The 23,478-nt window shown below is 41.4% G+C and carries 23 protein-coding genes; 10 read left to right on the top strand and 13 right to left on the bottom strand.

Annotated features, from left to right (window positions below; all coding sequences use genetic code 11):
* Window positions 1-5: 5 nt before the first annotated feature.
* On the top strand, window positions 6-3,599 hold the full coding sequence (locus F946_RS15365) for an AAA family ATPase (protein ID WP_004984313.1): 3,594 nt from the start codon (window positions 6-8) through the stop codon (window positions 3,597-3,599).
* Between the two features lie 115 nt (window positions 3,600-3,714).
* Here the strand turns inward: F946_RS15365 and F946_RS15360 are convergent, their stop codons facing one another.
* Window positions 3,715-4,449, bottom strand: a complete 735-nt coding sequence (locus F946_RS15360; RefSeq protein WP_004984311.1) for a hypothetical protein — start codon at window positions 4,447-4,449, stop codon at window positions 3,715-3,717.
* A gap of 183 nt (window positions 4,450-4,632) precedes the next feature.
* On the bottom strand, window positions 4,633-5,322 hold the full coding sequence (locus F946_RS15355) for a YggS family pyridoxal phosphate-dependent enzyme (RefSeq protein WP_004984309.1): 690 nt from the start codon (window positions 5,320-5,322) through the stop codon (window positions 4,633-4,635).
* 122 nt (window positions 5,323-5,444) lie between these two features.
* Here F946_RS15355 and F946_RS15350 point away from each other — a divergent pair, with 122 nt between their 5' ends.
* Together F946_RS15350 and F946_RS15345 are read left to right on the top strand one after the other, a co-directional pair.
* Complete coding sequence (locus F946_RS15350) at window positions 5,445-6,482, top strand: type IV pilus twitching motility protein PilT (RefSeq protein ID WP_004694862.1); 1,038 nt, start codon at window positions 5,445-5,447, stop codon at window positions 6,480-6,482.
* A gap of 26 nt (window positions 6,483-6,508) precedes the next feature.
* Window positions 6,509-7,630 (top strand): PilT/PilU family type 4a pilus ATPase, encoded by a 1,122-nt coding sequence (locus F946_RS15345; RefSeq protein WP_004984301.1) that lies wholly within the window; start codon window positions 6,509-6,511, stop codon window positions 7,628-7,630.
* A gap of 59 nt (window positions 7,631-7,689) precedes the next feature.
* On the opposite strand, the gene fur is transcribed toward F946_RS15345, so the two are convergent.
* Window positions 7,690-8,127: a ferric iron uptake transcriptional regulator gene (fur, locus tag F946_RS15340; RefSeq protein ID WP_004694866.1), complete on the bottom strand. Its 438-nt coding sequence runs from the start codon at window positions 8,125-8,127 to the stop codon at window positions 7,690-7,692.
* A gap of 112 nt (window positions 8,128-8,239) precedes the next feature.
* On the opposite strand from fur, the gene F946_RS15335 reads away from it, so the two are divergent.
* A complete protein-coding gene (locus tag F946_RS15335) occupies window positions 8,240-8,638 on the top strand; it encodes an outer membrane protein assembly factor BamE (RefSeq protein WP_004694868.1) in 399 nt (132 codons plus the stop codon).
* A 46-nt stretch (window positions 8,639-8,684) separates the two neighbouring features.
* Here F946_RS15335 and F946_RS15330 read toward each other — a convergent pair whose 3' ends face one another.
* From F946_RS15330 to F946_RS15290, 9 genes are all read right to left on the bottom strand, one after another.
* The gene (locus F946_RS15330) at window positions 8,685-9,008 is read right to left on the bottom strand and encodes an RnfH family protein (RefSeq protein ID WP_004984298.1); all 324 of its coding nucleotides are present in this window, start codon (window positions 9,006-9,008) and stop codon (window positions 8,685-8,687) included.
* Window positions 9,008-10,090, bottom strand: a complete 1,083-nt coding sequence (locus tag F946_RS15325) for a hypothetical protein (protein ID WP_004984296.1) — start codon at window positions 10,088-10,090, stop codon at window positions 9,008-9,010. The genes F946_RS15330 and F946_RS15325 overlap by 1 nt, the downstream gene beginning before the upstream one ends.
* 142 nt (window positions 10,091-10,232) lie before the next feature.
* Window positions 10,233-10,688, bottom strand: a complete 456-nt coding sequence (locus F946_RS15320; RefSeq protein ID WP_035327235.1) for a bacteriohemerythrin — start codon at window positions 10,686-10,688, stop codon at window positions 10,233-10,235.
* 274 nt (window positions 10,689-10,962) lie between these two features.
* Window positions 10,963-11,811, bottom strand: coding sequence for a class II glutamine amidotransferase (locus F946_RS15315; RefSeq protein WP_004984292.1), 849 nt, complete (start codon window positions 11,809-11,811; stop codon window positions 10,963-10,965).
* Between the two features lie 169 nt (window positions 11,812-11,980).
* Entirely contained in the window at window positions 11,981-12,883 is a 903-nt protein-coding gene (gene argB, locus F946_RS15310; protein WP_004984290.1) for an acetylglutamate kinase, read from the bottom strand.
* Between the two features lie 10 nt (window positions 12,884-12,893).
* On the bottom strand, window positions 12,894-14,321 hold the full coding sequence (locus F946_RS15305; RefSeq protein ID WP_004984289.1) for a phosphomannomutase/phosphoglucomutase: 1,428 nt from the start codon (window positions 14,319-14,321) through the stop codon (window positions 12,894-12,896).
* Between the two features lie 196 nt (window positions 14,322-14,517).
* Complete coding sequence (gene dut / locus F946_RS15300) at window positions 14,518-14,970, bottom strand: dUTP diphosphatase (protein WP_004984286.1); 453 nt, start codon at window positions 14,968-14,970, stop codon at window positions 14,518-14,520.
* Window positions 14,971-15,013: 43 nt separating this feature from the next.
* Window positions 15,014-17,053: a UvrD-helicase domain-containing protein gene (locus tag F946_RS15295; protein WP_004984285.1), complete on the bottom strand. Its 2,040-nt coding sequence runs from the start codon at window positions 17,051-17,053 to the stop codon at window positions 15,014-15,016.
* A 126-nt stretch (window positions 17,054-17,179) separates the two neighbouring features.
* Window positions 17,180-17,830, bottom strand: a complete 651-nt coding sequence (locus tag F946_RS15290) for a YiaD family glycine zipper/OmpA-like lipoprotein (protein ID WP_004984284.1) — start codon at window positions 17,828-17,830, stop codon at window positions 17,180-17,182.
* A 257-nt stretch (window positions 17,831-18,087) separates the two neighbouring features.
* Between F946_RS15290 and F946_RS15285 the strand changes: the two genes are divergently transcribed.
* The 6 genes from F946_RS15285 to F946_RS15260 all read left to right on the top strand — a co-directional run bounded on the left by F946_RS15285 (window position 18,088) and on the right by F946_RS15260 (window position 22,501).
* On the top strand, window positions 18,088-19,020 hold the full coding sequence (locus tag F946_RS15285; RefSeq protein ID WP_004984283.1) for an acyltransferase: 933 nt from the start codon (window positions 18,088-18,090) through the stop codon (window positions 19,018-19,020).
* A gap of 10 nt (window positions 19,021-19,030) precedes the next feature.
* Window positions 19,031-20,080: a hypothetical protein gene (locus F946_RS15280; protein ID WP_004984281.1), complete on the top strand. Its 1,050-nt coding sequence runs from the start codon at window positions 19,031-19,033 to the stop codon at window positions 20,078-20,080.
* 123 nt (window positions 20,081-20,203) lie between these two features.
* Window positions 20,204-20,935, top strand: a complete 732-nt coding sequence (gene minC / locus F946_RS15275; protein ID WP_004984277.1) for a septum site-determining protein MinC — start codon at window positions 20,204-20,206, stop codon at window positions 20,933-20,935.
* Window positions 20,936-21,004: 69 nt separating this feature from the next.
* Window positions 21,005-21,817, top strand: coding sequence for a septum site-determining protein MinD (gene minD / locus F946_RS15270; protein ID WP_004694902.1), 813 nt, complete (start codon window positions 21,005-21,007; stop codon window positions 21,815-21,817).
* A 2-nt stretch (window positions 21,818-21,819) separates the two neighbouring features.
* A complete protein-coding gene (minE, locus tag F946_RS15265) occupies window positions 21,820-22,092 on the top strand; it encodes a cell division topological specificity factor MinE (RefSeq protein WP_004694905.1) in 273 nt (90 codons plus the stop codon).
* A 121-nt stretch (window positions 22,093-22,213) separates the two neighbouring features.
* On the top strand, window positions 22,214-22,501 hold the full coding sequence (locus tag F946_RS15260) for a PA4642 family protein (protein WP_004984275.1): 288 nt from the start codon (window positions 22,214-22,216) through the stop codon (window positions 22,499-22,501).
* 64 nt (window positions 22,502-22,565) lie between these two features.
* Here the strand turns inward: F946_RS15260 and F946_RS15255 are convergent, their stop codons facing one another.
* Window positions 22,566-23,471, bottom strand: coding sequence for an AEC family transporter (locus F946_RS15255; RefSeq protein WP_004984273.1), 906 nt, complete (start codon window positions 23,469-23,471; stop codon window positions 22,566-22,568).
* Window positions 23,472-23,478: the final 7 nt, after the last annotated feature.

The following is a 23,478-nucleotide window of genomic DNA, read 5'->3' as shown; positions in this document are numbered from 1 at the left end:
TTAGTATGAATATTTTATCAATTCGAATTAAGAACCTTGCTTCACTTTCTGGGGAACATCTGATTGATTTTGAAAGTGATCCCTTAGCCAGTGCAGGTCTGATTGCCATTGTAGGGAAAACAGGCGCAGGTAAATCCACCATTTTAGATGCCATGTGTTTGGCCCTATTTAACCGTATTCCACGGTTAAAAGACAGTGATGGGAAACTTCAAGATGTCGATGGCTCAGAGCTGCTCACCAACTCCCCATTGACCGTTCTGCGTCGTGGCACTGCACATGGTTATGCAGAGCTTTGCTTTATTGCACAAGACCAAAAGCGCTATATCGCACGTTGGGAATTAAAACGTTCGCGGGAAAAAGCAGACGGCAAACTGCAAAGTGTGCAGCGTTCTTTAAAATGTGTCACCGATGGTGTTGTGGTTGCTGATAAAGCCAAAGCCGTCGATGAAAATATCAAACGCATCACACAGCTCAGTTTTGAACAATTTACTCGTGCCGTTTTATTGGCCCAATCTGAGGTCACCGTTTTTTTAAAAGCACGGGACAATGAACGCGGTGAGTTGCTGGAATATCTGACCAATTCCGCTATTTTTGGGAAAATTGGTCAACTGGCGTATGAAAAAACCAAATCCGTCGCCACGCAGCGCAAAGAACTGGAAAATGTGCTGGGTCATATTGAACTGTTAACCGATGAACAAGTCACAGCATTATCGACACAGTTCCAGCAGTGCGACAGGGATTATAAACAGCTTGAAGCTCAAAAGTCGCAACTAGAAAAACAACAACAATGGTTTGAGCAAAAACAAAAACTAGAAGCTGATATTCAAGGTCGTCAGCAACAATTGAAACTTCAACAACAATATATTGAGGCACTCGCTCCGCAAAAAGCACAATTACACCAACTTGAGCGCTTTGCTTCTATTCACCCATATGTCATTCAACATAAGAATTTCAATACTGATCTTGGCAAATTACAACCTCAATTGTTCAAAGCACAGCAAGATTTCAATACTGTTGAGCAGAAATACAATACTGAAAAACTTGCCTTTGAAAAAATAGATACTGAGCACAATCAACTACAATTATTTGAGACTCAGCATCAAGACAAAATTAAATTGGTGCGTGATCGAATTGCAGACCGCCGTCTATTGGGTGAGCAACTTCGTAAAGCTCAAAGTGATATAAAAGAGTTAGAGAATCAACAGACTCCCCATCTTGATCAGGAACAATTAGTTCAAAATCAGCTTAAACAATTACAACTCAGTATTTCTCAACATACGGCGCAGTTAAAAACATCCAATCATTTTGGTTCTTTGGATGATTCCCTTTCAGCACACATCTCCCAAATTCAACGCTTTATTCAAAGTTACGCTCTATTTGAAAAAAATTATGGTGATGTGCAACATGCCAATCAGCAACTTTTGGCAAAACAGAAACAGCTTGAGGACATAACCATACAATTCGGTCAAGATGATTCACTTAATCAAAAAATCAAAACCTTGGGCATCGAGCGTGATCAGCTTGTACAAAAATTAAATCAATTCAATGTGATTCAACATCAATGGCACAACTTTCAACAGATTGATGCTGAACATCACAAATTAACAAGCTGGGGAAATACGCTAAATCAGCAAATTATACAAACTCAAACTGAATTAAAAACTGCCGAATCTAATTACCAAGAACAAAAAAACGCACGTGAACGACTGCAAAAAATCTTGCAACAACAACGTTTACTGAATACTAAAAATATTGAAAAACTGAGAGCTGATTTGGTCGATGGTGAACCTTGTTTAGTTTGTGGCAGTACACATCACCCATATGCTGAAAAAGAAACTTTTTCTGATGAGTTATTGAAACTACAAGAACAGCAAGAGCATCAAGCACTTGAGTTTGAAAAAGTGGCATTTGAAACTTGGCAAAAGTTACAAACAACACTCACTCAGCAAACAGTATTGATAGATGCAAATGCAAAACAACTGGCTACTCTCACAGCTCAAAGACTACAGCTCCAGTCTGAGCTTGAACATCAACTTATAACGCTTCATATCACTTTTGATTTTTCAAAAAATCATGATGTGTTAACTCAGATCATTCAGACTCAAAAAGAGAATATTCAACGAACTCAAAAACAGTTTGAAGACAGTTTAGCTTCACATGGAAATGCTCAAAAGCTACGTCATGAACTTGTACAATCGATTCAACAAACCACACAGCATTTATCAAATGTTCAACAAGCTGAATCAAATATTCAGCATATCGTAAGTTTGTTGAATGCCACAGAAAAACAAATGTGGACACAATCTACATTAAATACCGCAGAACACGTTTCAAACTGCTTGCAACAACGTCAGCTCACATTAAAAGAACTCAATCATCTAAACAAACAACTCGATCAAACTACTCAACAACTTCAACAATGTGTACAGCAAATTAAATTTGGTCAGGAAAAAATTCATTCAGCTGCAAAGCATATTGAAAATTTAACCATTGAAGGCAAAAAAAATAGCGATATTGCAATCCAAGTTATTTTTGAAATAACGCAAAATACCGTTGAAAAGCCACATGAATGGTTAACCAATTTTGATAAAAACCAACAATATTTACAAAAGCAATTTAAAAATGCACGTCAAAGTTTTGATCAAATCCGACAAGACTTTGAAATTACAAACAATATACTAAAAGAATGTCTTGCTCATAACTCACAACTGCAAAAACAAGCTGAGCAAGCGACTACCCATATTCAGCACTGGTTAAACCAAAATACTGATTTTACGTATGCAATGTTAGAACAACTAAGTACGATTTCTCACGAGCAAGAACAGCAATTAAAACAAGATATTTTAAAAGTTGAACGTACTTATGCAGATCTACAAGCAGGAATTAGAACCGTTCAGGAACAACTCAAACAACACATTGAGCATCAACCTGAAATTGCATTTGAAATATTAATTTCTAAGCTCACTACACTTGTTGAAAATATGCAAACTTTAGCTGAACAACGAGATCAATATAAAGTTCAGATCGAATTGCATCAGCAAAATGTCGCAAAACAAAAGCAATTTGCAGATCAGATTCAAGCCATACAACAGGAAGAACACCGTTGGGGGAAAATTTCAGGCCTCATGGGAGATGCCACTGGCAAAAAATTCCGTGATTATGCGCAGCAATATAATCTCGATATTTTACTGGAACATGCCAACCAACAGCTCAACCAACTCTCACAGCGTTATACCTTAAAGCGTTTAGAGCATTCGCTGAGTCTGGCTATTATTGATCATGATATGGATGGAGAGATCCGCTCCGTTGCATCACTTTCTGGGGGCGAGTCTTTCCTGACTGCCCTTGCCCTATCTCTTGCCATTGCCAATATGGCCTCAGGCTCAATGAAAATCGAATCTCTATTTATTGATGAAGGCTTTGGGACTTTGGATGCATCGTCCCTGCACATGGTCATGAATGCTCTCGATCAACTGCAAAATCAAGGACGTAAGGTGGTGCTGATTTCACACATCCAAGAAATGCATGAGCGTATTCCTGTGCAAATCCAAGTCAAAGCTTTGGGCGCAGGTGCCAGTACCATTGAGGTGGTGGGATAATTTCAGATTTTTGAAAGTCAAAGTTTGATTTGTTTTAAGACACCACCTCTCGGTTAGAAATAAAGGGAGCATCCTACTTGATGTAAATGCTCCCTGTGAGATCCAAACGAATGCTTTAATCCGCTGGGAATGCTTTTGGTGAAGGTACATATTTAGATGCATCTGCGGCTTTGTCTGTAGTCGCCACAGACTGTAGCGGGTAGATCACGGTACCTATCACACCTGTATTTTGGATGGAACCATGATCTGAGTTTGCAGCATAGGCATCTTCAGGTCGACTAAAGGTAAAAGATGCCACCGCAGAGTCACTCTTACGGAAGCCTTCAATAATCAACTCCCCCTGTGGACGAAGCACATAACCTGAATTGCTACGTGATGCTGCACGTCCATCAATAACATCTAAACCATCGACACTGGCAACCACTTCAAATGTGCTATTGCTATGGTTTTGGTATTTGAGTTGATAACTTTGTCCATCTTTGCCAGATAAATAATACTGCTGACCATCTCGAAATAAAGGCAGTGGACGCTGTGCATCATCTACAATCGAAAAACTGATTTTTCCAGCGGCCAATGACAGACTGTTCACGGCCTTACCCACATATTTTTTGCTGGCATAGCGAACTTGTGATTCAGCAATTGGGCTACTGGATAAGCGTTTTAAATTGACTTCCGTGACGTTTGAACTAATCTCATCGCCCCACTTGGTGCCTAATTTTTCACTTTTAGCGACCTGAGCATTCTGAACCGTAGATTCCGCACTCATCTCACTCATTTTGGTATTTGTACTACTACAAGCTGCCACAAATAAGCTCAAAAGCAGGGAGATAAATAAATAGAGTTTTTTCATTTTGGCTTCATCCTAAATGCAATTTTTATCGTTGTCAGGCAATCATTGTTCATCTGTCTAATCTATAGACGGTTCAATTCATGAGTTTAAATTAAGCCTATTTTTTCAGCAGCCTATTAGTTTTATATAATTGTAAGTTAAGCGCTTCTCACTGCCTTTAAGCACAAGAAGCCCTATTTAGACTTAATGCTGTGAATAATCTCTCGCTCCGAACAAGGCGGTTCCAACACGAACCATAGTCGACCCTGCTGCAATCGCATCGACCATATCGCCTGACATGCCCATGCTTAAGGTATCCCAGTCTTCAGGATGTACATGCAGCTCTTTCACTTGGTCAAATAACACTTTCGCGGCCTTAAAGGCTTGAGTATTGTTCTGTGCAGGAATCACCATCAAACCACGCAGCTTAATGTGAGGCAACTGACTGATACTTTTTACCAACTCAGCAACCTCATCAGGTTGGCAGCCATCTTTGCTGTCTTGACCATCGATATTGACCTGTAGACAAAGATTTAATGGTGGTTGTGTTATCAGACGCTGCGCCGATAAACGCTCTGCAATAATTAAACGATCAACTCCATGCACCCATGCAAATTTTTCAGCCAAATGTTTGGTTTTATTGCGTTGTACATGCCCAATAAAATGCCATTCGATCTCTAAATCTTGTAGCGCCTCTATCTTCTGCAAAGCCTCTTGTAGGTAGTTCTCACCAAAGGCGCGTTGACCACAAGCGTACATGTCTCGTAACACTTCGCTCGGATGTGTTTTAGAAACCGCCAAAAGTTCTACAGACTCCACGTCACGACCTGAAATTTCGCAGGCCTGTTGAATTTGGGATAACACGTGTTGACGTGAATTTTGCAAGATATTCATTGACGAGGGTCTCATTTCGGTCATCTTTTTTGCTTTGCCTTTCAACAAACTGTTGGTTAAGTTGATTGAAAGCCTTATTATTCTATCAAAATAATTAGCATTTAAATGAACTCGGGGAAATAATGGATATCACAGAATTACTAGCCTTTTCGGCTAAGAACGGGGCATCAGATTTACACTTATCTGCAGGTATGCCACCGATGATTCGTGTCGATGGTGAAGTTCGTCGTATCAATTTACCAGCTTTAGAACACAAAGAAGTGCATAAACTGGTCTATGACATCATGAATGACAAACAACGTCGTGATTTCGAAGAAAAATTAGAAACGGACTTTTCTTTTGAAGTTCCAAGTATTGCTCGTTTTCGTGTGAACGCATTCAACCAAAACCGCGGTGCAGGTGCAGTATTCCGTACCATTCCGTCTAAAGTCCTGACTATGGAAGACTTAGGTTTAGGACAAACCTTTAAAGAGTTGTGTGAATTGCCACGTGGTTTGGTTTTGGTGACAGGACCCACCGGTTCTGGTAAATCTACCACTTTGGCGGCAATGATCGATTATATTAACGATAACCGCTATGACCACATCTTAACAGTTGAAGACCCTATCGAATTTGTACACCAGTCAAAAAAATGTTTGATCAACCAACGTGAAGTGCACCGTGATACACATGGTTTTAACGAAGCACTGCGTTCTGCACTCCGTGAAGACCCCGATATTATCCTCGTGGGTGAGATGCGTGACCTTGAAACCATTCGTTTGGCGCTCACTGCCGCTGAAACGGGTCACTTGGTCTTCGGTACACTACATACCACCTCTGCGGCAAAAACCATTGACCGTGTGATTGACGTATTCCCTGCTGAAGAAAAAGACATGGTTCGTGCCATGTTATCTGAATCGCTACAAGCCGTGATTTCTCAAACCTTACTCAAGAAAAATGGCGGTGGCCGTGTTGCCGCGCATGAAATCATGATTGGTATTCCTGCCATTCGTAACTTAATTCGTGAAAACAAAGTGGCACAGATGTATTCTGCTATTCAGACTGGTGCAAACTACGGTATGACCACACTGGATCAAAGTCTGAAAAACTTGGTCACCAAAGGAGTGATCAGTCCGCAGACCGCGCGTACAGCTGCCAAGCAACCTGAAACCTTCTTATAAGAAAACAATGGATTTGGGGTATAGATATGGACTTTAACGACTTACTCAATTATATGATTCAACAAAAAGCGTCGGATTTATTTATCACCGCTGATGTTGAGCCCTCCATGAAAATTAACGGTCAAATTGTGCCTGTGGCTAAGGGTAAGCTGACGGGTGATGTCGCGGGGCAACTGCTCAACTCGATTATGAGTGACAAGCAGCGTAAAGAATTTGCGGACACACGTGAGTGCAACTTCGCGATTATGAATCGGGATAAAACTGCACGTTTTCGTGTCAGTGCCTTTCAACAGCGTGATATGCCAGGTATGGTTTTGCGCCGAATTGAGACGCAAATTCCAACCATGGATGAGTTAAAACTCCCGCCTGTACTCAAAGAGTTAGCCATGACCAAACGTGGCATCATTATCTTTGTGGGTGCAACTGGTACAGGTAAATCGACCTCTTTGGCTTCGATCATTGGTTACCGTAACCAAAACTCGAAAGGTCATATCATTACCATTGAAGACCCAATTGAATTTATTCATGAGCATGCAGGCTGTATCATTACCCAGCGTGAAGTGGGCATTGATACAGACTCTTTTGAAATCGCGCTGAAAAACACCTTACGTCAGGCACCCGATGTGATCCTGATTGGTGAGATTCGTTCCCGTGAAACCATGGATTATGCGATTGCCTTTGCTGAAACAGGTCACTTGGTATTTGCAACGCTGCACGCCAACAACGCCAACCAAGCCATCGACCGTATTATTCACTTCTTTGAAGCAGACCGTCATAGCCAATTGTTTATGGACTTGTCTTTAAACCTTAAAGCAATGGTTGCTCAGCAGTTAATTCCAACACCTGACGGTAATTCACGTCGCGCTGCGATTGAGATTTTGATTAACTCACCGTTAATTTCCGATTTGATCCGTAAAGGTGAAATCCACGAAATTAAAGACCTGATGAAGCGTTCTCGTGAACTCGGTATGCAAACCTTTGACCAAGCCTTATTCGATTTGTACAAAGCTAAGCAGATTACCTATAAAGATGCGCTGAAACACGCCGACTCTCCAAACGACTTACGCTTACAAATCAAGTTGTCTGAAGAAGGCGGTGATCGTCTATTGCATGCCAGTGCAAACATCACGTTTGACGGCCAAGCTTAAGCATTTCTCTAAGCAATAAAAAAGGGCTTCTCATGAAGCCCTTTTTTAGGTCTAAGTTATTACTTTTTACGCAGTGCTTCTTGGCACTCTGCAGCATCACAGTAACCGTATAGGTTGAGTGAGTGACCTGTTAAAGTAAAGCCATGCTTTTCAGCAACTTCATGCTGCTCATGCTCAATCACTTCGTTGCTAAACTCAACCACTTTGTTGCAGTTTTGACAAACGATATGATCATGGTGATCGTCTTGCATGATTTCGAAAACAGAATGGTTATTTTCAAAGTGATGGCGCTGAATAATGCCCGCTGCTTCAAACTGCGTTAACACGCGGTAAACAGTTGCTAAACCGACATCTTCACCTTGTTCAAGTAAAGTCTTATAAATATCTTCCGCACTTAAATGGTGTTGCTTTGAATTTTCTAGTAGTTCTAATATTTTAATTCGTGGAAGTGTAACTTTAAGTCCAGCTTTGCGTAGATCTTGATTTGAAATTGGCATGTAAAAAGGTCTCTCAACAAATTTAAAGTTAGAATATGCAACAAAGTGTAGATGCAGTATGATCTATCCGTGGCTCAATTGCATCATAATTAATTTGGGATAGTGTAGCAAAATGCAAAAAATCATGTTGGCGTTATTCGTCACTTCACTGCTCGCAGGCTGTTCGACCTTGGGCGTTTATAAAGTTGATATTCCTCAAGGTACGCCCTTAACTCAAGCACAAGCGTCAAAAATACAAGTTGGCATGAGCCATCAACAAGTTCGCTTTTTGCTTGGCAGCCCGACAGTTTCAGATCCAATGAATCCGCTACGTTGGGACTACATCTACAATTATACCCCAGGAACGTATGCTAAAAAAGCCAAGATTCCTGCTGCACAAGGTCAACACCTGAAAGTCTATTTCGACCCAAACGGTATTGTCCAAAAAATTGAAGGCTTAGAAACCATTCCTGCATCTCAGCCGGGCTTACCAGCATCGAAAGAAGCGATTCTAAACGCGCCCCCACTATAAAGCCTTATTCTAAAAAAGAAACCCCTCAACTGAGGGGTTTTTCATATCATTTCGATTGTTTTAAGCGATTGCCTTTTGCAAAGCGACCCACAGGATTATTTTGTGCACGTATCCTTCGAATATCTTTAGGATTAATGCTCAAAGGACGATAAATTTCAACACGATCCCCTACTTGCAAAACCTGTTGAAGATCTTTCAAACGGATACCAAAGATGCCCAATTGTAAAGGCTCAGGCAATTCAACCTGCGAACCTATACCACTCAGTTGAATCGCATCCTGCGCCGTCATTCCTTCAGAAAACGGCACACTAATATGAAACTGCTGGTCTGCTGTTGCATAAGCAACCCAGACTTGTTGAAGCATGCGCATTAAATCAGTTTTCCAAGTACGGCTACAATGGCCAATACGATAGAAACAGGTAATACCACACGCACGGCAATGCGCCAAATATTATAAAAAGCTTCATTACTAAAGTTCATCGACTTACGTAAATGGCTAATTTTCATAATCCAACCGGCAAAAATGGCATAAATCAAACAAATCACTAAGCCCCACAGCATCAGTAAGATGTTAAAGATCGGGCCAGTGGCTGGAATTAACCACACCAAAGTTGCAGCAAGCAGCACGAGCCACTGAATCACAATATTTAACTGGCGCTGTGCCAACTGCTCACGTGCCATCTGTAACAACACGGCTGCCGCTGCAACCGCAGTTAAAGCAATCGCATACGCAGGTAATGCCGCTTGGACTGCAAAAAATGCAAAAGCAACTACCGCCAAAATTTGTGCAATCCAAATCGGTAAAACAGTCTTGGTTGCAGCATCTTGCTGTTGAACTTGAGCTAAACTGTTCTGCCAGTACAGGCCGAGTCCTAAACCGCTTGCCACCAAAGCCAATACCGTTGCACTGCCCCATTCTGAAAATTCAACCGGTGTCACCTGCCACTCAGCAATTCCTGTACCAGAGAGGTTTGCAAGCACTAAGGAAATCAGCACACCGACCGCCGTTAACGCTAAGGTCAGCAGACGTGGGGCAAAAGACAACGCGATGGCAACCACAGCCAAAGCAATAAAGATCACGGACGATGTCATATCGGCCAGTGCATATTGATTTAATAATTGCGCAGCATTAGACAACATGCCGCCCGCTAAAAAAGGAATAAAGACGACAGCAAGCCATCCTACAAGACGCCACGTCTGTGAAGCATCGGCATCACGCGTTAAACTCGACAAAGCATTCAATGCCGTGGTTTTTGAACGCTTGGCTAAGGCAATTTCTAAGTAACACACAGGTAAAGCCAAGATCACCATGGTCACTAACCAAAGTAACCAAAAGTCGAGCTGACGTTCAACCTGAATTCCCACCAAGGGTGCAAGTGTGGCAATGATAATAAATGATAAACAAAATGCCATCAGCGGCGATAACCATCGTGACAGAGCATTGTCTTGCATGATGCGTTCCTTCAATAAGTCTTGCGCTATTTTGCCTTGCTCGCTTCTGAAAATCAAAAACAAAAAGCAAACCATCAAAACTGATGATTTGCTGCGCTAAATATAATTAAAATTTATTGTTTTTATCCCTCGTTTGGCTCACTTATGAAAAGAAACGAGCAAACCAATTTTTCCCTTTTTTCTTTTCTTTTTCTTTGATAATGCCCATCATATTTTCTTTTACGGCACCGACATAATCTGCATCATCGTGATGGATATGATTAATTAGCCATTTCGACAACACTTCATGCAGCTCAGCTTCGATTGAATGACCCAGCTCAAAACGGTCACGATAAGATTCAATTTTTTTTATAAATAAATCATGTACACGTTTGTGCGGTACACGATATTTATAACCCGCTTCTTCTTGGAGAGACTCTTCAAAAGTGAAGTGAGACTGTGTGTAATCAATAATATTTTCTAAAATCTGTTTCACGCGTTCACGGTCAGTATTGACATCAATCGCATCAATTTCATTGATATAATCAAGAATACGACGGTGTTGATCGTCAATCACATCGATACCAGTATTATATTCTGGAACCCACTTCATTATCATTCCGACCACCCAATAAAAATTAATAGATTAATTACATGAATTAATCATATCGACTATAATTAAAAATAAAAGTGAATCAAATTGGTTGGTTTTATACTATTTTCACAAAATTAAACTTAAGTATATATTTTAAATAGGTAAATAAATTTAAATCCGACCAAAAGAATAAGTTATTATTTAATCGATTTTATTATTTTATAAGTATGTATCAAAATAAAAGCATGTTTTATATTATTATCAACATGCTTTTATATTCTAATCATTTTGAAATAAATTAATATTGATCTGCTTTAGTAACGCGTTTTAAAGACGGATCTTTGGCTTCTCGGATTAAACGCTCCACATGGGTCATTTGGTGGCGGATCGCTTTGCCATATTGAAATAAAATCATTTCACCGGGTGAAAATGCCGTCCACGCTTCATTTTGAGTCAACGGTTCGGTAGTAATCACGGCCACGCGATCGTCTGCAGTAGTGACTTGGCTAAAATCAACTTCAACATCAATATCGATCAGCTGCGCAGGTTTAAATGGGTACTCACGCACCAACCAATGCAGTTTGGTAATGGCATAACTAAACAAGGCTTGTCCATTCGATAAACAAAAATTGAACGTGCCATGCTCCGCAATCCGTGGAGAAACATCGGTTAATAAATCAAAAACTTGATCTAGACTTGGCTCAGTATAGCCAAATTTATTCACCAGTTGGTCCAGTAAATAGCAAAATGCACGTTCACTGTCGGTATTGCCAACTGGGGTAAAGCGTCCTGACAGTACAGGATCAAAGTCATGCAAATCGCCATTATGCGCAAAAATCCACTGTCGTCCCCATAACTCACGGCTAAATGGATGTGAGTTTTCTAAGTTAATTTTTCCCTGTGTCGCTTTGCGGATATGTGCAATCACATTGCGTGATTTGATTGGATAATTACGAATTAATTCAGCAATCGGGGACTCAACTGCAGATTGATTGTCAACGAATAAACGGCAGGCTTTATCCTCAAAAAAAGCAATCCCGAAACCGTCACAGTGGTCTGAAGTAATCCCCGCGCGCTGTGAAAAGCCTCGAAATGAAAAGGTAATATCAGTCGGTGTTGCACAGTTCATTCCGAGCAGTTGGCACATAATCTTGATCTTATTTAAACATATTTATTTATGATGGTTTTATTGTGCATGAGTCCAGACGGGCTTGCAATTCACAATGCTTCATAAACCCACACACATTCACGCATAAAACCATTTTTATAAAATGCATCGGCCTAAAAAAAGCCTCCGAGGAGGCTTTTCAAAATATTTAGTGTTTATTACTGCGATTGGTAATTAATGTACCGACACCATGATCGGTGAAAATCTCCAACAACGTTGCATGTGGCACACGACCATCTACAATATGCGCGCTTACCACACCACCTTTCACCGCATCTAGAGCACAACCCACTTTCGGAATCATCCCGCCGTAAATCACGCCCGTTTCAATGAGACGGTCAACTTCTTGGGTGGTTAGACCCGTGAGCAGGTTTTTATTTTCATCTAAAACACCTGAAATATTGGTCAACAAAATCAGCTTTTCAGCACCTAAAGCTTCAGCCACTTTTCCAGCCACCAAATCCGCGTTGATGTTGTAGGTGTTACCCTCTTCATCCACACCTAAGGGTGCAATCACAGGAATAAAATCACCACTGGTAAACATTTCCAATACATCAGTTTTAACACTGGTCACTTCACCGACTAGGCCAAGATCAATTTTTTGTACCGTGCCATCTTCTGCAGTTTTTTCCATCAGTAACTTTTGTGCACGCAGTAAGTTACCATCTTTACCCGTTAAACCAATGGCACGACCACCATGTTGATTAATCAAGTTCACGATAGATTTATTCACACTACCGCCCAACACCATTTCAACCACTTCCATGGTCGCTGGATCAGTCACTCGCATGCCATCAATACGGTCAGACTCACGCCCCAATTGCTTTAAAAACGAGTCCACTTGTGGACCACCACCATGCACCACAATCGGATTTAAACCGACGGTTTTTAACAAAACGATGTCACGTGCAAACGAGCTCTCAAGCTCAGGATCGGTCATTGCATTGCCACCATATTTCACTACTAGCGTTTTTCCAGCAAAACGTTGAATGTACGGCAAAGCTTCAGTCAAGACTTGTGCTTTGTCGAGGCCAGTATGTTGATGTGGCATGTGCCTCTCCTTAATGGGCGTCTAATAGGTCTTGCGCAATCTGCGGATAATCTACCGTCAGCATGTGCACAAAGTTATGGCGAATTTGATGGAGCCGCTGATCACTGTCCGCGTCGAAACGTACGGTAAAATACTCACCTGTATTCGATGCTCGAATAATGCCAAATCCATCCTCAAAATCAAGTCTTACGCCATCAATTTTACTCATTTCTGCTTGAAAGTGCTGACTTTGTTTTTCCACATTCGCTAAAACCAGCGCGGGTGAAATCTGATGGGTGCTAATATAAATATCCTCTGTACTGGCACGTTCTGGGTAGTCTGCCAGTGCTTCCGACAAAGTGCATTGCTTCAAGCTTAAGTATTCCAACACACGTAGTGCGGCATATAACCCATCGTCATAACCAAAACCACGACCATCATTAAACACATAATGCCCTGCATATTCACCGCCAAAAACCGCATGCCCTTCAGATTGCGCCAAATATTTCCGCAAAAAAGAACTGCCTGTGCGAATCATTTTTGGAATACCGTGATGGGCCAATACTGTATTTCGGACCATGGTGGAACATTTCACATCAAAAACCACTTCATGTGCTGGATGATCAGCCAAACACATGTGCGCAAACAAGGACAATAAACGATCTGCTGAAATGATTACGCCCTTTTCATCAATCAATACAACACGATCACCGTCACCATCAAAGGCAATACCGATATCAGCATGCTGCTGTTGCACGGCATTTCGTAGCATATCTAGATGTTTGGCTTGAGATGGATCGGGGGCATGTTCAGGAAATTCACCATTGGCCTCACAGCGTAAAGCATGCACCTCACAGCCGAGTTTCTTTAAGACCAAAACGGCACAACGTCCCGCTGAACCGTATAAACCATCCACCACGACTTTATAGGGTCGAGGTTGAGGCATGAGCTGTATATCATTGAGCAATGCCCCCTGATAAGCCAGACAATATTCAGGCACAATCTGATGTGGCAACGTTTGCCAGTTCATCTCTGCATGGCTGTCAAAATATTCATTTGCATCGCGTGCCACCTGCTGGATTGCCTCAGGTAAAGGGGGCTCACCCTGCATAATCCATTTGATCCCATTATCCGACTTTGGATTGTGGCTGGCTGTCACCATAATGCCGTTGCCATCAAACTGACGTGCCGTGTAATACAACACAGGGCTAGCACAGCATCCGATAATTTTCGCATCTAAGCCCTGTTTAAGACATTCTTTGTAAATAATTTCTGCAAAAGCAGGACTGCTTTGTCTGGCATCATAACCAATGGCTAAACGTGTCTGCCCAGTCTTTAAATATTGAGTTGCGAGCGCTTGTGCAATGGCACGAATCAGCTCAGCACTCATGACATCCAATTTGCCACGGATGTCATAGGCACGAAAAATATGTGCAGGAAATTTTGGCTGAAAATCCATAGGTCTAACTTCTAATTTATTCAGATCAACAGCTCTTTCAGCTGTCCTTGTTGTTATGCTTAACGCTGCATTTAATTTTACTAAGGATTCAAAAAAGAGTTGTAACTTTTTATGAACTAAAAATGATCATTCAGCATTAAAACAACAAAGCCTCTTTTATGGAGAGGCTTTGTTGTTTTACTTTATCACTGAGAGATTAGTTTTGACCAGTATGTCCGAAACCACCTGCACCACGTTCTGTCGCTTCAAATTCATTTACAATATCAAACTGTGCTTGCATCACAGGTACAAGTACATACTGTGCAAGACGTTCACCCGGTTCTAAACTGAAAGCTGTTTGGCTACGGTTCCAAACTGAAACCATCAATTCACCTTGATAGTCCGAATCAATTAATCCCACCAAGTTACCCAAAACAATACCGTGCTTATGACCTAGGCCTGAACGCGGTAAAATTAAACCTGCAAAGTGTGGATCTTCAATATAAATAGATAAACCCGTTTTGACCAAAACAGTTTGTCCCGGTTCAATGACGGTCGCAGCATCGACACATGCACGAAGGTCTAAGCCTGCTGAACCCGTTGTCGCATAAGTTGGCATTGGCCATTCATTGCCTAAACGTGAATCCAACACTTTAACCTGAACTTTCATTCTCTTTTTCCTAGTACAATAAAATTCTAAAACAAAAAAATATTTAGCGCTTAATCAACGCACGTAAATTGTCTAAATAATGCTGCGCTTGTAATTTCGGATCGACATTGCCCGCCAGTTTCTTTTTACGCCCCAGCCATTCCAACTCATCTTGCGGCAACTCATCCAAGAAACGACTTGGTGTCATTTGCTTCATTTGACCGCCTGCCTTACGTTGTTCTGCAAGCGTGATGGTTAAACCCTGACGCGCACGGGTGATGCCCACGTACATCAGGCGACGCTCTTCCTCAACTGTATCTGCGGCAATCGAGTTTTTATGCGGCAGTAACTCTTCCTCAAGACCAATCAGATAGACATATGGAAACTCTAGACCTTTAGATGCATGCAGCGTGAGCAGGTTTACTTTGTCAGTGTCTTCTTCTTCTTGCTGCTGCTCTAACATATCCAGCAACACCATTTTACGAATTACACTTTCAATATTTTTCTCATCAACATCTTCAGCACGGTTAATCAAACTTTGAATACTGCTATACAGCACTTCAATATTATCAAGCTTGGTTTTTTCTTGCGCAGGCGTCGCCGCAGACTCTTTGACATAGTCGATATAACCCGCTTCAACCATCATCTTGCGAATAATCGGTACAGGTTCATCATCCTCAAGCAACTCACGGGTAAAGGTGGTAATGAAGTCTGCAAACTCCGCCAACTGCGTGGTGGCTTTTTTAGGAATCACCATGGTGAGACGCTGATCACCTGCGGCAGAGAGCAAAGACAAATGATTTTCTTGTGCAAACAGCCCCAGCTTTTCTAAAGTCACAGGCCCAATGGCACGTTTAGGTGTATTGATGATCCGTAAAAATGCACTGTCATCTTCAGGATTAATAATGACGCGCAAATAGCTCATCACGTCTTTGATTTCAGCTCGTCCGAAGAACGACTGACCACCTGATAATTTGTACGGAATCTGCATTTGACGCAGTTGTGTTTCCAATGCACGTGCTTGGAAGTTACCCCGATACAAAATGGCGTAATCCTTCCAATTTTTACCATTCATCAGTTTATGGGTAATTAAGTCTTTCACTACGCGTTCTGACTCATCGTCATCATTGCGGCACGTAATCACTCGAATTACTTCACCATGACCTTTATCTGACCACAGTTTTTTATCAAAAATATGCGGATTGTTACCAATCACGGTATTGGCCGCTTTTAAAATACGACTGGTCGAACGATAGTTCTGTTCGAGCTTAATTACTTTTAAATTGTGAAAATCTTCATTGAGCAAAGCCATGTTTTCAGGCTTGGCACCACGCCATGCGTAGATCGATTGGTCATCATCACCCACCGCAGTGAACTGTCCCATCACCCCGACCAGCAATTTCACCAAAATATACTGTGCGGTGTTGGTGTCTTGATACTCATCGACCAATAAATAGCGAATACGATTTTGCCAGCGCTCACGAACTTCTACATTTTCTTGTAAAAGACGCGTCGGCATCACGATCAAGTCATCAAAATCGACCGCATTATAGGCACGTAAATTACGCTCATACAGTTGATACAAGTGCGCAAATTGAACATCTTCTGCAGTTTCACAGGTGGTGTGTGCTTGCTCAGGTGGAATCAGATCGTTTTTCCAATCTGAAATCATCTTCATGGCTTTGGCAATCAGTTCTTTACTTTCCGCACCGGATAAATTGTCACGGTGCATCAAGTCCATCAAAATACGCTTACAGTCGTCTGCATCTAAAATAGAAAAATTATTTTTTAATGGCGTGTGTTTCAGCTCTAAACGCAGCATGTTTAGACCGAAGGTGTGAAAGGTCGAGACTGAAAGCCCTTTTGCCTCTTCACGTGACAGCAGCTTGGTGACACGTTCTTTCATTTCACGTGCTGCTTTGTTGGTAAACGTCATCGCGGTAATACGATAAGCAGGAATGCCGCAGTGTTTCACCAAGTATGCAATCTTACGGGTAATCACCGAAGTTTTACCTGAACCAGCCCCTGCAAGTACTAACAAGGGTCCTTGAGTGTATTTCATGGCTTCAAGTTGCTTGTCGTTTAATTGACTTGCCAGTGACATAGTCTTTCCTCTATTTCATTCCGAGCTCGATTATAGTCATCTCCGCTACAGATGCATAATGCAAATTCATATTTTAACAGTCATAAAAAAACCACCCGAAGGTGGTTTTTCAGTCTTCAATAAAAATTATTGAATTGCGTAGATGCTGATTTCTACACGACGGTTTTGCTCACGGCCTTCAGCAGTCGCGTTAGAGGCGATTGGGTTTGCTGAACCTTGACCTTGTGCATTAATACGTGTTGTAGAAACACCTTGGGATGCCAAGTAACTTGCTACAGATTGCGCACGCGCTTGAGACAGAGGAATGTTGATTGAATCATTACCTGTACTGTCTGTATAACCTGTTACAAGAATACCGCTCTTGTTATCTTCAGTTAAGGTTTGCGCAACTTTGTTTAAAGTTGAATAGAAGTTCGGCTTGATGTTTGATTTGTTGGTATCAAAAGTGATGTTACCTGGCATAACCAAACCTACAGAACCATCTGGATTACGGTTAACTTCTACACCAGTACCCGCCATTTGTTGACGAAGTTTCTTCTCTTTGTTGTCAAGGTAAACACCAGTTGCACCACCGACAACTGCGCCAATCGCTGCAGCACGGTTGTTTTGACGGCTAGTATTTGCACTTCCTTTAGAAATACCATAACCCGCAGCAGCACCAATTAAGGTTCCTAAAGCAGCTTTATCGTATTCTACACCACCAATGTTATTACCAGTGCTTTGACAACCTGTAAGAACCATTGCCCCAACGACTGCGGAAATTGCTAGTGCACGCATCGCATGCCTCCTTCTTTGTGTGTTTTGTTTATAGAACGAATATTGTCGTAAAACGATGATCTAGACCATTGATTTTTTGTTAATAATAAAGCCTTTATTTACAATATGTAATAAAAAATTTCTTTTTCAAGACTTTCTTCGTCACAATTTCTACACAGTTAATGTTTGGTGCTTTTCTATTTGATCATCCCGTACTATATTGACCTTTAGAAAATAGAACGAGTTGCGAAACGCATTATATTTTAGGGTTTATTTTTATGTCATCGCCAAACCAAAAACAACCTTTATTAAAAAAAATCACCCGTGGTCTAACTGTTGGTTCAGTCATTACAGGCAGTACTTTTTTTCATGGCCCGCCAGTGCTCGCGCTTGGCCTGACCAAACTGTTTAAAAAATCAAAAAAAGTGGATGAGACCAATATTCAAATCACCAACAGCTGGCTGGCTGTGAACAATTATTTAATCGATCATGTCCTACCCAACACGAAATGGGACATTTCTGTCGATGATGATCTTGAGCTAAGTATGCAGGGTCGTTACCTGATGACTTGCAACCATCAAAGTTGGGTCGACACCACGGTTAACCAATATTTTGGTTTAACCCGTATGCCCCTCACCCGCTTCTTTACCAAGTGGGAACTTATTTTTATTCCATTTGTTGGCCAAGCCTTTAAAATTCTAGGCTTCCCAATGATGAAGCGGCATAGTAAAGAGCAAATTGCGAAAAACCCTGCGTTAAAAACACGCGATATGGAAGAGGCACGCAAGTCTTGTGAACAACTGCTGAGCCAACCATTCACTCTATTAAACTATTTGGAAGGCACGCGTTTTACTCCAGAAAAACATGCACAGCAGCAATCGCCTTATCAAAATTTGCTTAAACCGAAAGCGGGTGGCTTGGCCTTAGCCTTAGGTATTTTAGGTAATGACATTGATGCCTTGGTGGATATGACCATTGTCTATCCTGACGGTGCGCCTGGCTATAGTGAATTTTGGCTTGGGGAAGTCTCACGGATTGCGGTCAATTTGCGTAAAATTGATATTCCTGCATGGGTGCTCGCTGGAAACTATGAAGACGATCTGGACTTTCGCGAACAATTCCAACAGTGGGTCGATCAACTTTGGACTGAAAAAGACCAGTTGATTGAACAAATGAAAGCCAAATACTCAACGTCCAATTCAACCCAGTAAGAGACTATGCATGATGCAGAAAAACCAAGTCAAAAAGTCTAAATATCATCAGGTTGACCCTCAAAGTTTGTATTTCAAACTGTTTTTGATCTATGACATTTTTATGGTGTTTCTGATCATTTTTAACTTGTTTTGTTTGTGTGCTAATTTTTTTATCATGAGCAATATCGGTGGATGGTTTTTCAATGCCATTCATCTTGAAAGTGTCTTAACCTTCTATCGTGAGCATTTACATCCGTGGGTCATCACCACAGAAGCTTGGTTTATTCTGTTCTTGATTACTGAATTATTGGTGCGTTGGGGCATTGCGATCGTTTATCGACACCATCGTCGCTGGTTTTTCTTTCCCTTTATTCATTGGTACGAAATTTTAGCGATTATTCCTCATTTACGTTTTTTAAGATTATTTCGTGCGGGGGTGATTGCTTTTCGCCTACATGAGTTGGGCTATAACGTGATTCCTGAGTCGGTACAAGCTAAGGCCAAATTTTACTACCGCGTGGTGATGGAAGAGCTCTCTGACCGCGTCGTGATTACTGTATTGGATGGGGTGAAGCACGAATTAAATACCAGTTCGACCCATAAAAAAATTATCCATGATCTCGTCGATCATCATCGGGCTTTATTTGCACAAGCATTGGCTGAAATTTTACAAGAATCTCTCGCCACCGAACTGAAACAACGTCAATATTTCATTGCTCAAAATGTCGGTCTGATTGTCAATCGTGCGATTGAAGATACTCCTGAACTGACCCAATTACTGCGTTTGATTCCAATTGTGGGTGGAAAAATTGAACAACAAATTCAAAGTATCGGACAACGACTCGGTGAAAACATCACACAAGGTTTACTGGAACCAATGGTGGTGGGAAATCCTGCACAGCCCAATGCCACCTATCGCTTGATAGCTGAAAAAGTCAGTGATTTAAAAATCGATAATCAGTCTTTGGAACAGTTGGTTGAGTCTGTGGTCTATGAAAGTTTGGATGCCATTCGCAAGCAAGTTAAGGTGAAACAGTGGTTAGAAGAGCTTGAAAAAGATGATCAAGCCAAAGAATAAGCATTAAGGTAAAAATATTACAAACGCAGCTAGTGCAATCCTTCATTTTGTTCTAGGATTTGCTCTATTTACAACATCACTTCTTTAGTAAAAAATAAATCTGAGAAGTCTTAAGGAAAAATTATGGCTGATATCCGGATAACTGGCAGAATGGTCAATGCGATTCGCATTACCCTTGACACCAATGATCATGATGCAATCCGACAGCAATTAAGTAAAACATTACAAAATGCATCGACTGCTGGGGCGTTAGTTGTTCTAGAAAGTAGCGTTGAGCAAGAGTTAATTTCCTTGATTCAATTATTGCTGGATCTGGATGTACAGCCGATGGCAGTACAAGAAGGAATTTTGGCTGAACAAGCCCGTGCCATTCAGTTCCCAGTGATTCCAGCGCAAGGACATGGTATTAGCTCTCAACTTCTAGAAGTCAAAGCAACCAAAGAGCAAGTGGTTGAAGCCCCTGCTCCTGCTGCGACAGCTTCTACCAATGCACCAGTTGCGGCAGCACCTGTCATTCGCCATGCAACTTCATATCATGACGAAATTTTACGTACGGGGCAGTGCTTAGTTCAAAATCAAGGCGATATCATTATTACCGCAGGCATTAACAGTGGCTCGGAAGTGATTGCTTCAGGAAATATACATATTTATGGTAGTGCTCGTGGTAGAGTCATTGCCGGCGCGGGCGGAAACAGCGCTGCACGCATCTTCTGTCATGCTTTAGAAGCCGAATTGGTTTCAATTGCAGGGACCTATTGTGTTGCAGATGATATTCCAGCGCAGCATTTAAAACGCCCAACACATATTTACTTAAATGATCAACAAGAGCTTGTATTTGAAGCGCTTGAATTTTAATGTATAAATAAACACCAAAAGCCCCAAATGATAAATAAGGGGATTTAAACCATAACAGGAGTGGATTCGGTGGCGAAAATTGTTGTCGTAACATCAGGCAAAGGTGGCGTAGGCAAAACTACGACAAGCGCATCTTTTGCAACAGGTTTAGCCCTACGTGGTCACAAAACTGTTGTGATCGATTTTGACGTAGGTTTACGTAACCTTGATTTGATCATGGGTTGTGAACGCCGCGTTGTGTATGATTTTGTCAATGTATTAAATAATGAAGCTCGATTACAACAAGCGCTTATCCGCGATAAAGATATCGAGAATTTATATATTTTACCTGCGTCGCAAACCCGTGATAAAGATGCCTTAACTGATGAAGGCGTAGCACGTGTCATGGATGAGTTGTCACAAGAGTTTGACTACATTATTTGTGACTCACCCGCAGGTATCGAACGCGGTGCAATTTTAGCAATGTACCATGCCGATGAAGCGATTATTGTGACCAACCCTGAAATTTCATCTGTACGTGACTCTGACCGTATTATTGGTATGCTCGACAGCAAAACCAAAAAAGTTGAAATGAATGAAGGTCGTATTCGTAAACACTTGTGTATCACACGTTTCAACCCTGAACGTGCCGATAAACAAGAAATGTTAACCATTGACGACATTTCTAAAGATATTTTACGTGTGCCAACTTTGGGAGTGATTCCTGAATGTAAGAGCGTTTTACAAGCATCGAACGAAGGTAAACCAGTGATTCTCTTTACAGAAGAATCAGCAGGCCAAGCCTATGATGACCTTGTGGCACGTTTCTTAGGTGAAGAACGTCCTTACCGTCATATTACGGTGAAGCCTAAAGGCTGGTTAGCACGACTATTTGGAGCGTAGACATGGCAGGATTTTGGAGTAAGCTTTTTAGTAATGATGAAAAACCGTCTAGTGCTCAAACAGCAAAAGATCGTTTGAAAGTCATCGTAGCGTCTGAAAGCGGTTTAGGTAAACGTCTTAGCCAAGACAAAATCGACCAAATGAAGAAAGAAATCATGCAAGTGGTGAATCGCTATGTTCGCGGTGTAGATGAACAGCACATTCAAATGGCTGTCCGTTCTGAAGCGAATATTGAAATGCTTGAAATGAATATCAATTTGCCTGAAGAACGTTAATCTGATTTTTGATTAGTCAAGCAAATTGAATCAAGGCAGAATATGCGCAGATACAAGAAAGTATTTTCTTTGTCTCCCATATTTTGCCTTTTTTAATGATTAAACCAGCAAGGAGATTGCTATGGCATTATCTCAGCCAGCAACGTTCAATGAAGAATGGTCAGATGAGCGTGTATTTGCCTACTTAACTCAGCTTCCTCCTGAAGGTGTGAATGGCGACTTTCATGTGTTGTACCATGCCTTTAAACACATGCGCCCAAGTGATTATGAGCGTCTGCTCACCCAATTTAAAACGGATGGTCGCGACATTAATGCCACCAATCCAGAAGGTCAGCGTATCCATGACGTGATTGCCGCTTATCCACATCAAGCAGCTCCCTTCTTAGAGGTTTTGGCTAAATTCGCCTAAACCTAGATCTGCTTAATGCGCATGATCTACAAATGCCAGTTCATTCCTAGGAGACTGGCATTTTTTATGACTGTAAAAACCACATCCAAAGTGGAAAAGTCAAACCGAAACACAAAGTTTGCAAACTAATGATTGCTGCCATGAGTTGACTGTCCCCTTGAAAATATTTGGTCAGGACATAGGCTGCTGAAGCCGTTGGGAGCGAGAAGAATACCACTACAATCATGGTTTCAAATGTTGCTAAACCAAATAAAAGACAGCCTACATAGGCTAAAATAGGCACCAAGATTAAACGTCCAAAAGTGTTTAAGATTAGCGCTCGACCCGCATATTTTAACGCATTAAACTGGAGTGCTGCGCCCACACACAAGAGCCCAAGCGGGAGGCTCATCCCTGCTACTAGCTTTAAAGATTGGTTAATGCTCTCGGACAAATGCATACCTGAAAAATTAAAAATGATCCCGACCAGACAGGCGAGAATCAGTGGATTTTTCGCAACCGACCACGCAATATTTTTATAAGACAGTCCCTGCCCTTGAGAAAAACCAAGTACGGAAAGTACATTCACTAAAGGAATAACAAAGGCAATAATCATGGCAAAGACTTGCATCCCTGCAGCGCCAAAAATCAAAGCCATACTGGTCAAACCAATATAAGTATTGAAACGAATATGACTCTGTAAATAGACGCCAAATTGCGCCACAGGCGTACCATACACCGCTTTTAATACCCACAGCACCACACTCATCAGCAAGGTCACACTAAAGACCACAGCAAGCGCTGGCAGGACTTGCCCGACATTAAAATGAACGGTGGCTAGACTACTGAACAGCAAAACAGGAAATAAAATCCAATAATTCAGTCTTTCAGCACCTTGCCAAAATTCCACTGTTAAAAAGCGATACCGCTTTAATACATACCCCATGGCAATGAGTACTACCAATGGAATTAATGCATCAATAATTTGCATGACTGGA

It is taken from the genome of Acinetobacter johnsonii ANC 3681 (assembly GCF_000368805.1).
GTDB classification, from domain to species: Bacteria; Pseudomonadota; Gammaproteobacteria; order Pseudomonadales; family Moraxellaceae; genus Acinetobacter; species Acinetobacter johnsonii.
Note: the sequence above shows the minus strand (reverse complement) of the source record. Positions and strands in the feature narration are given on the sequence as shown.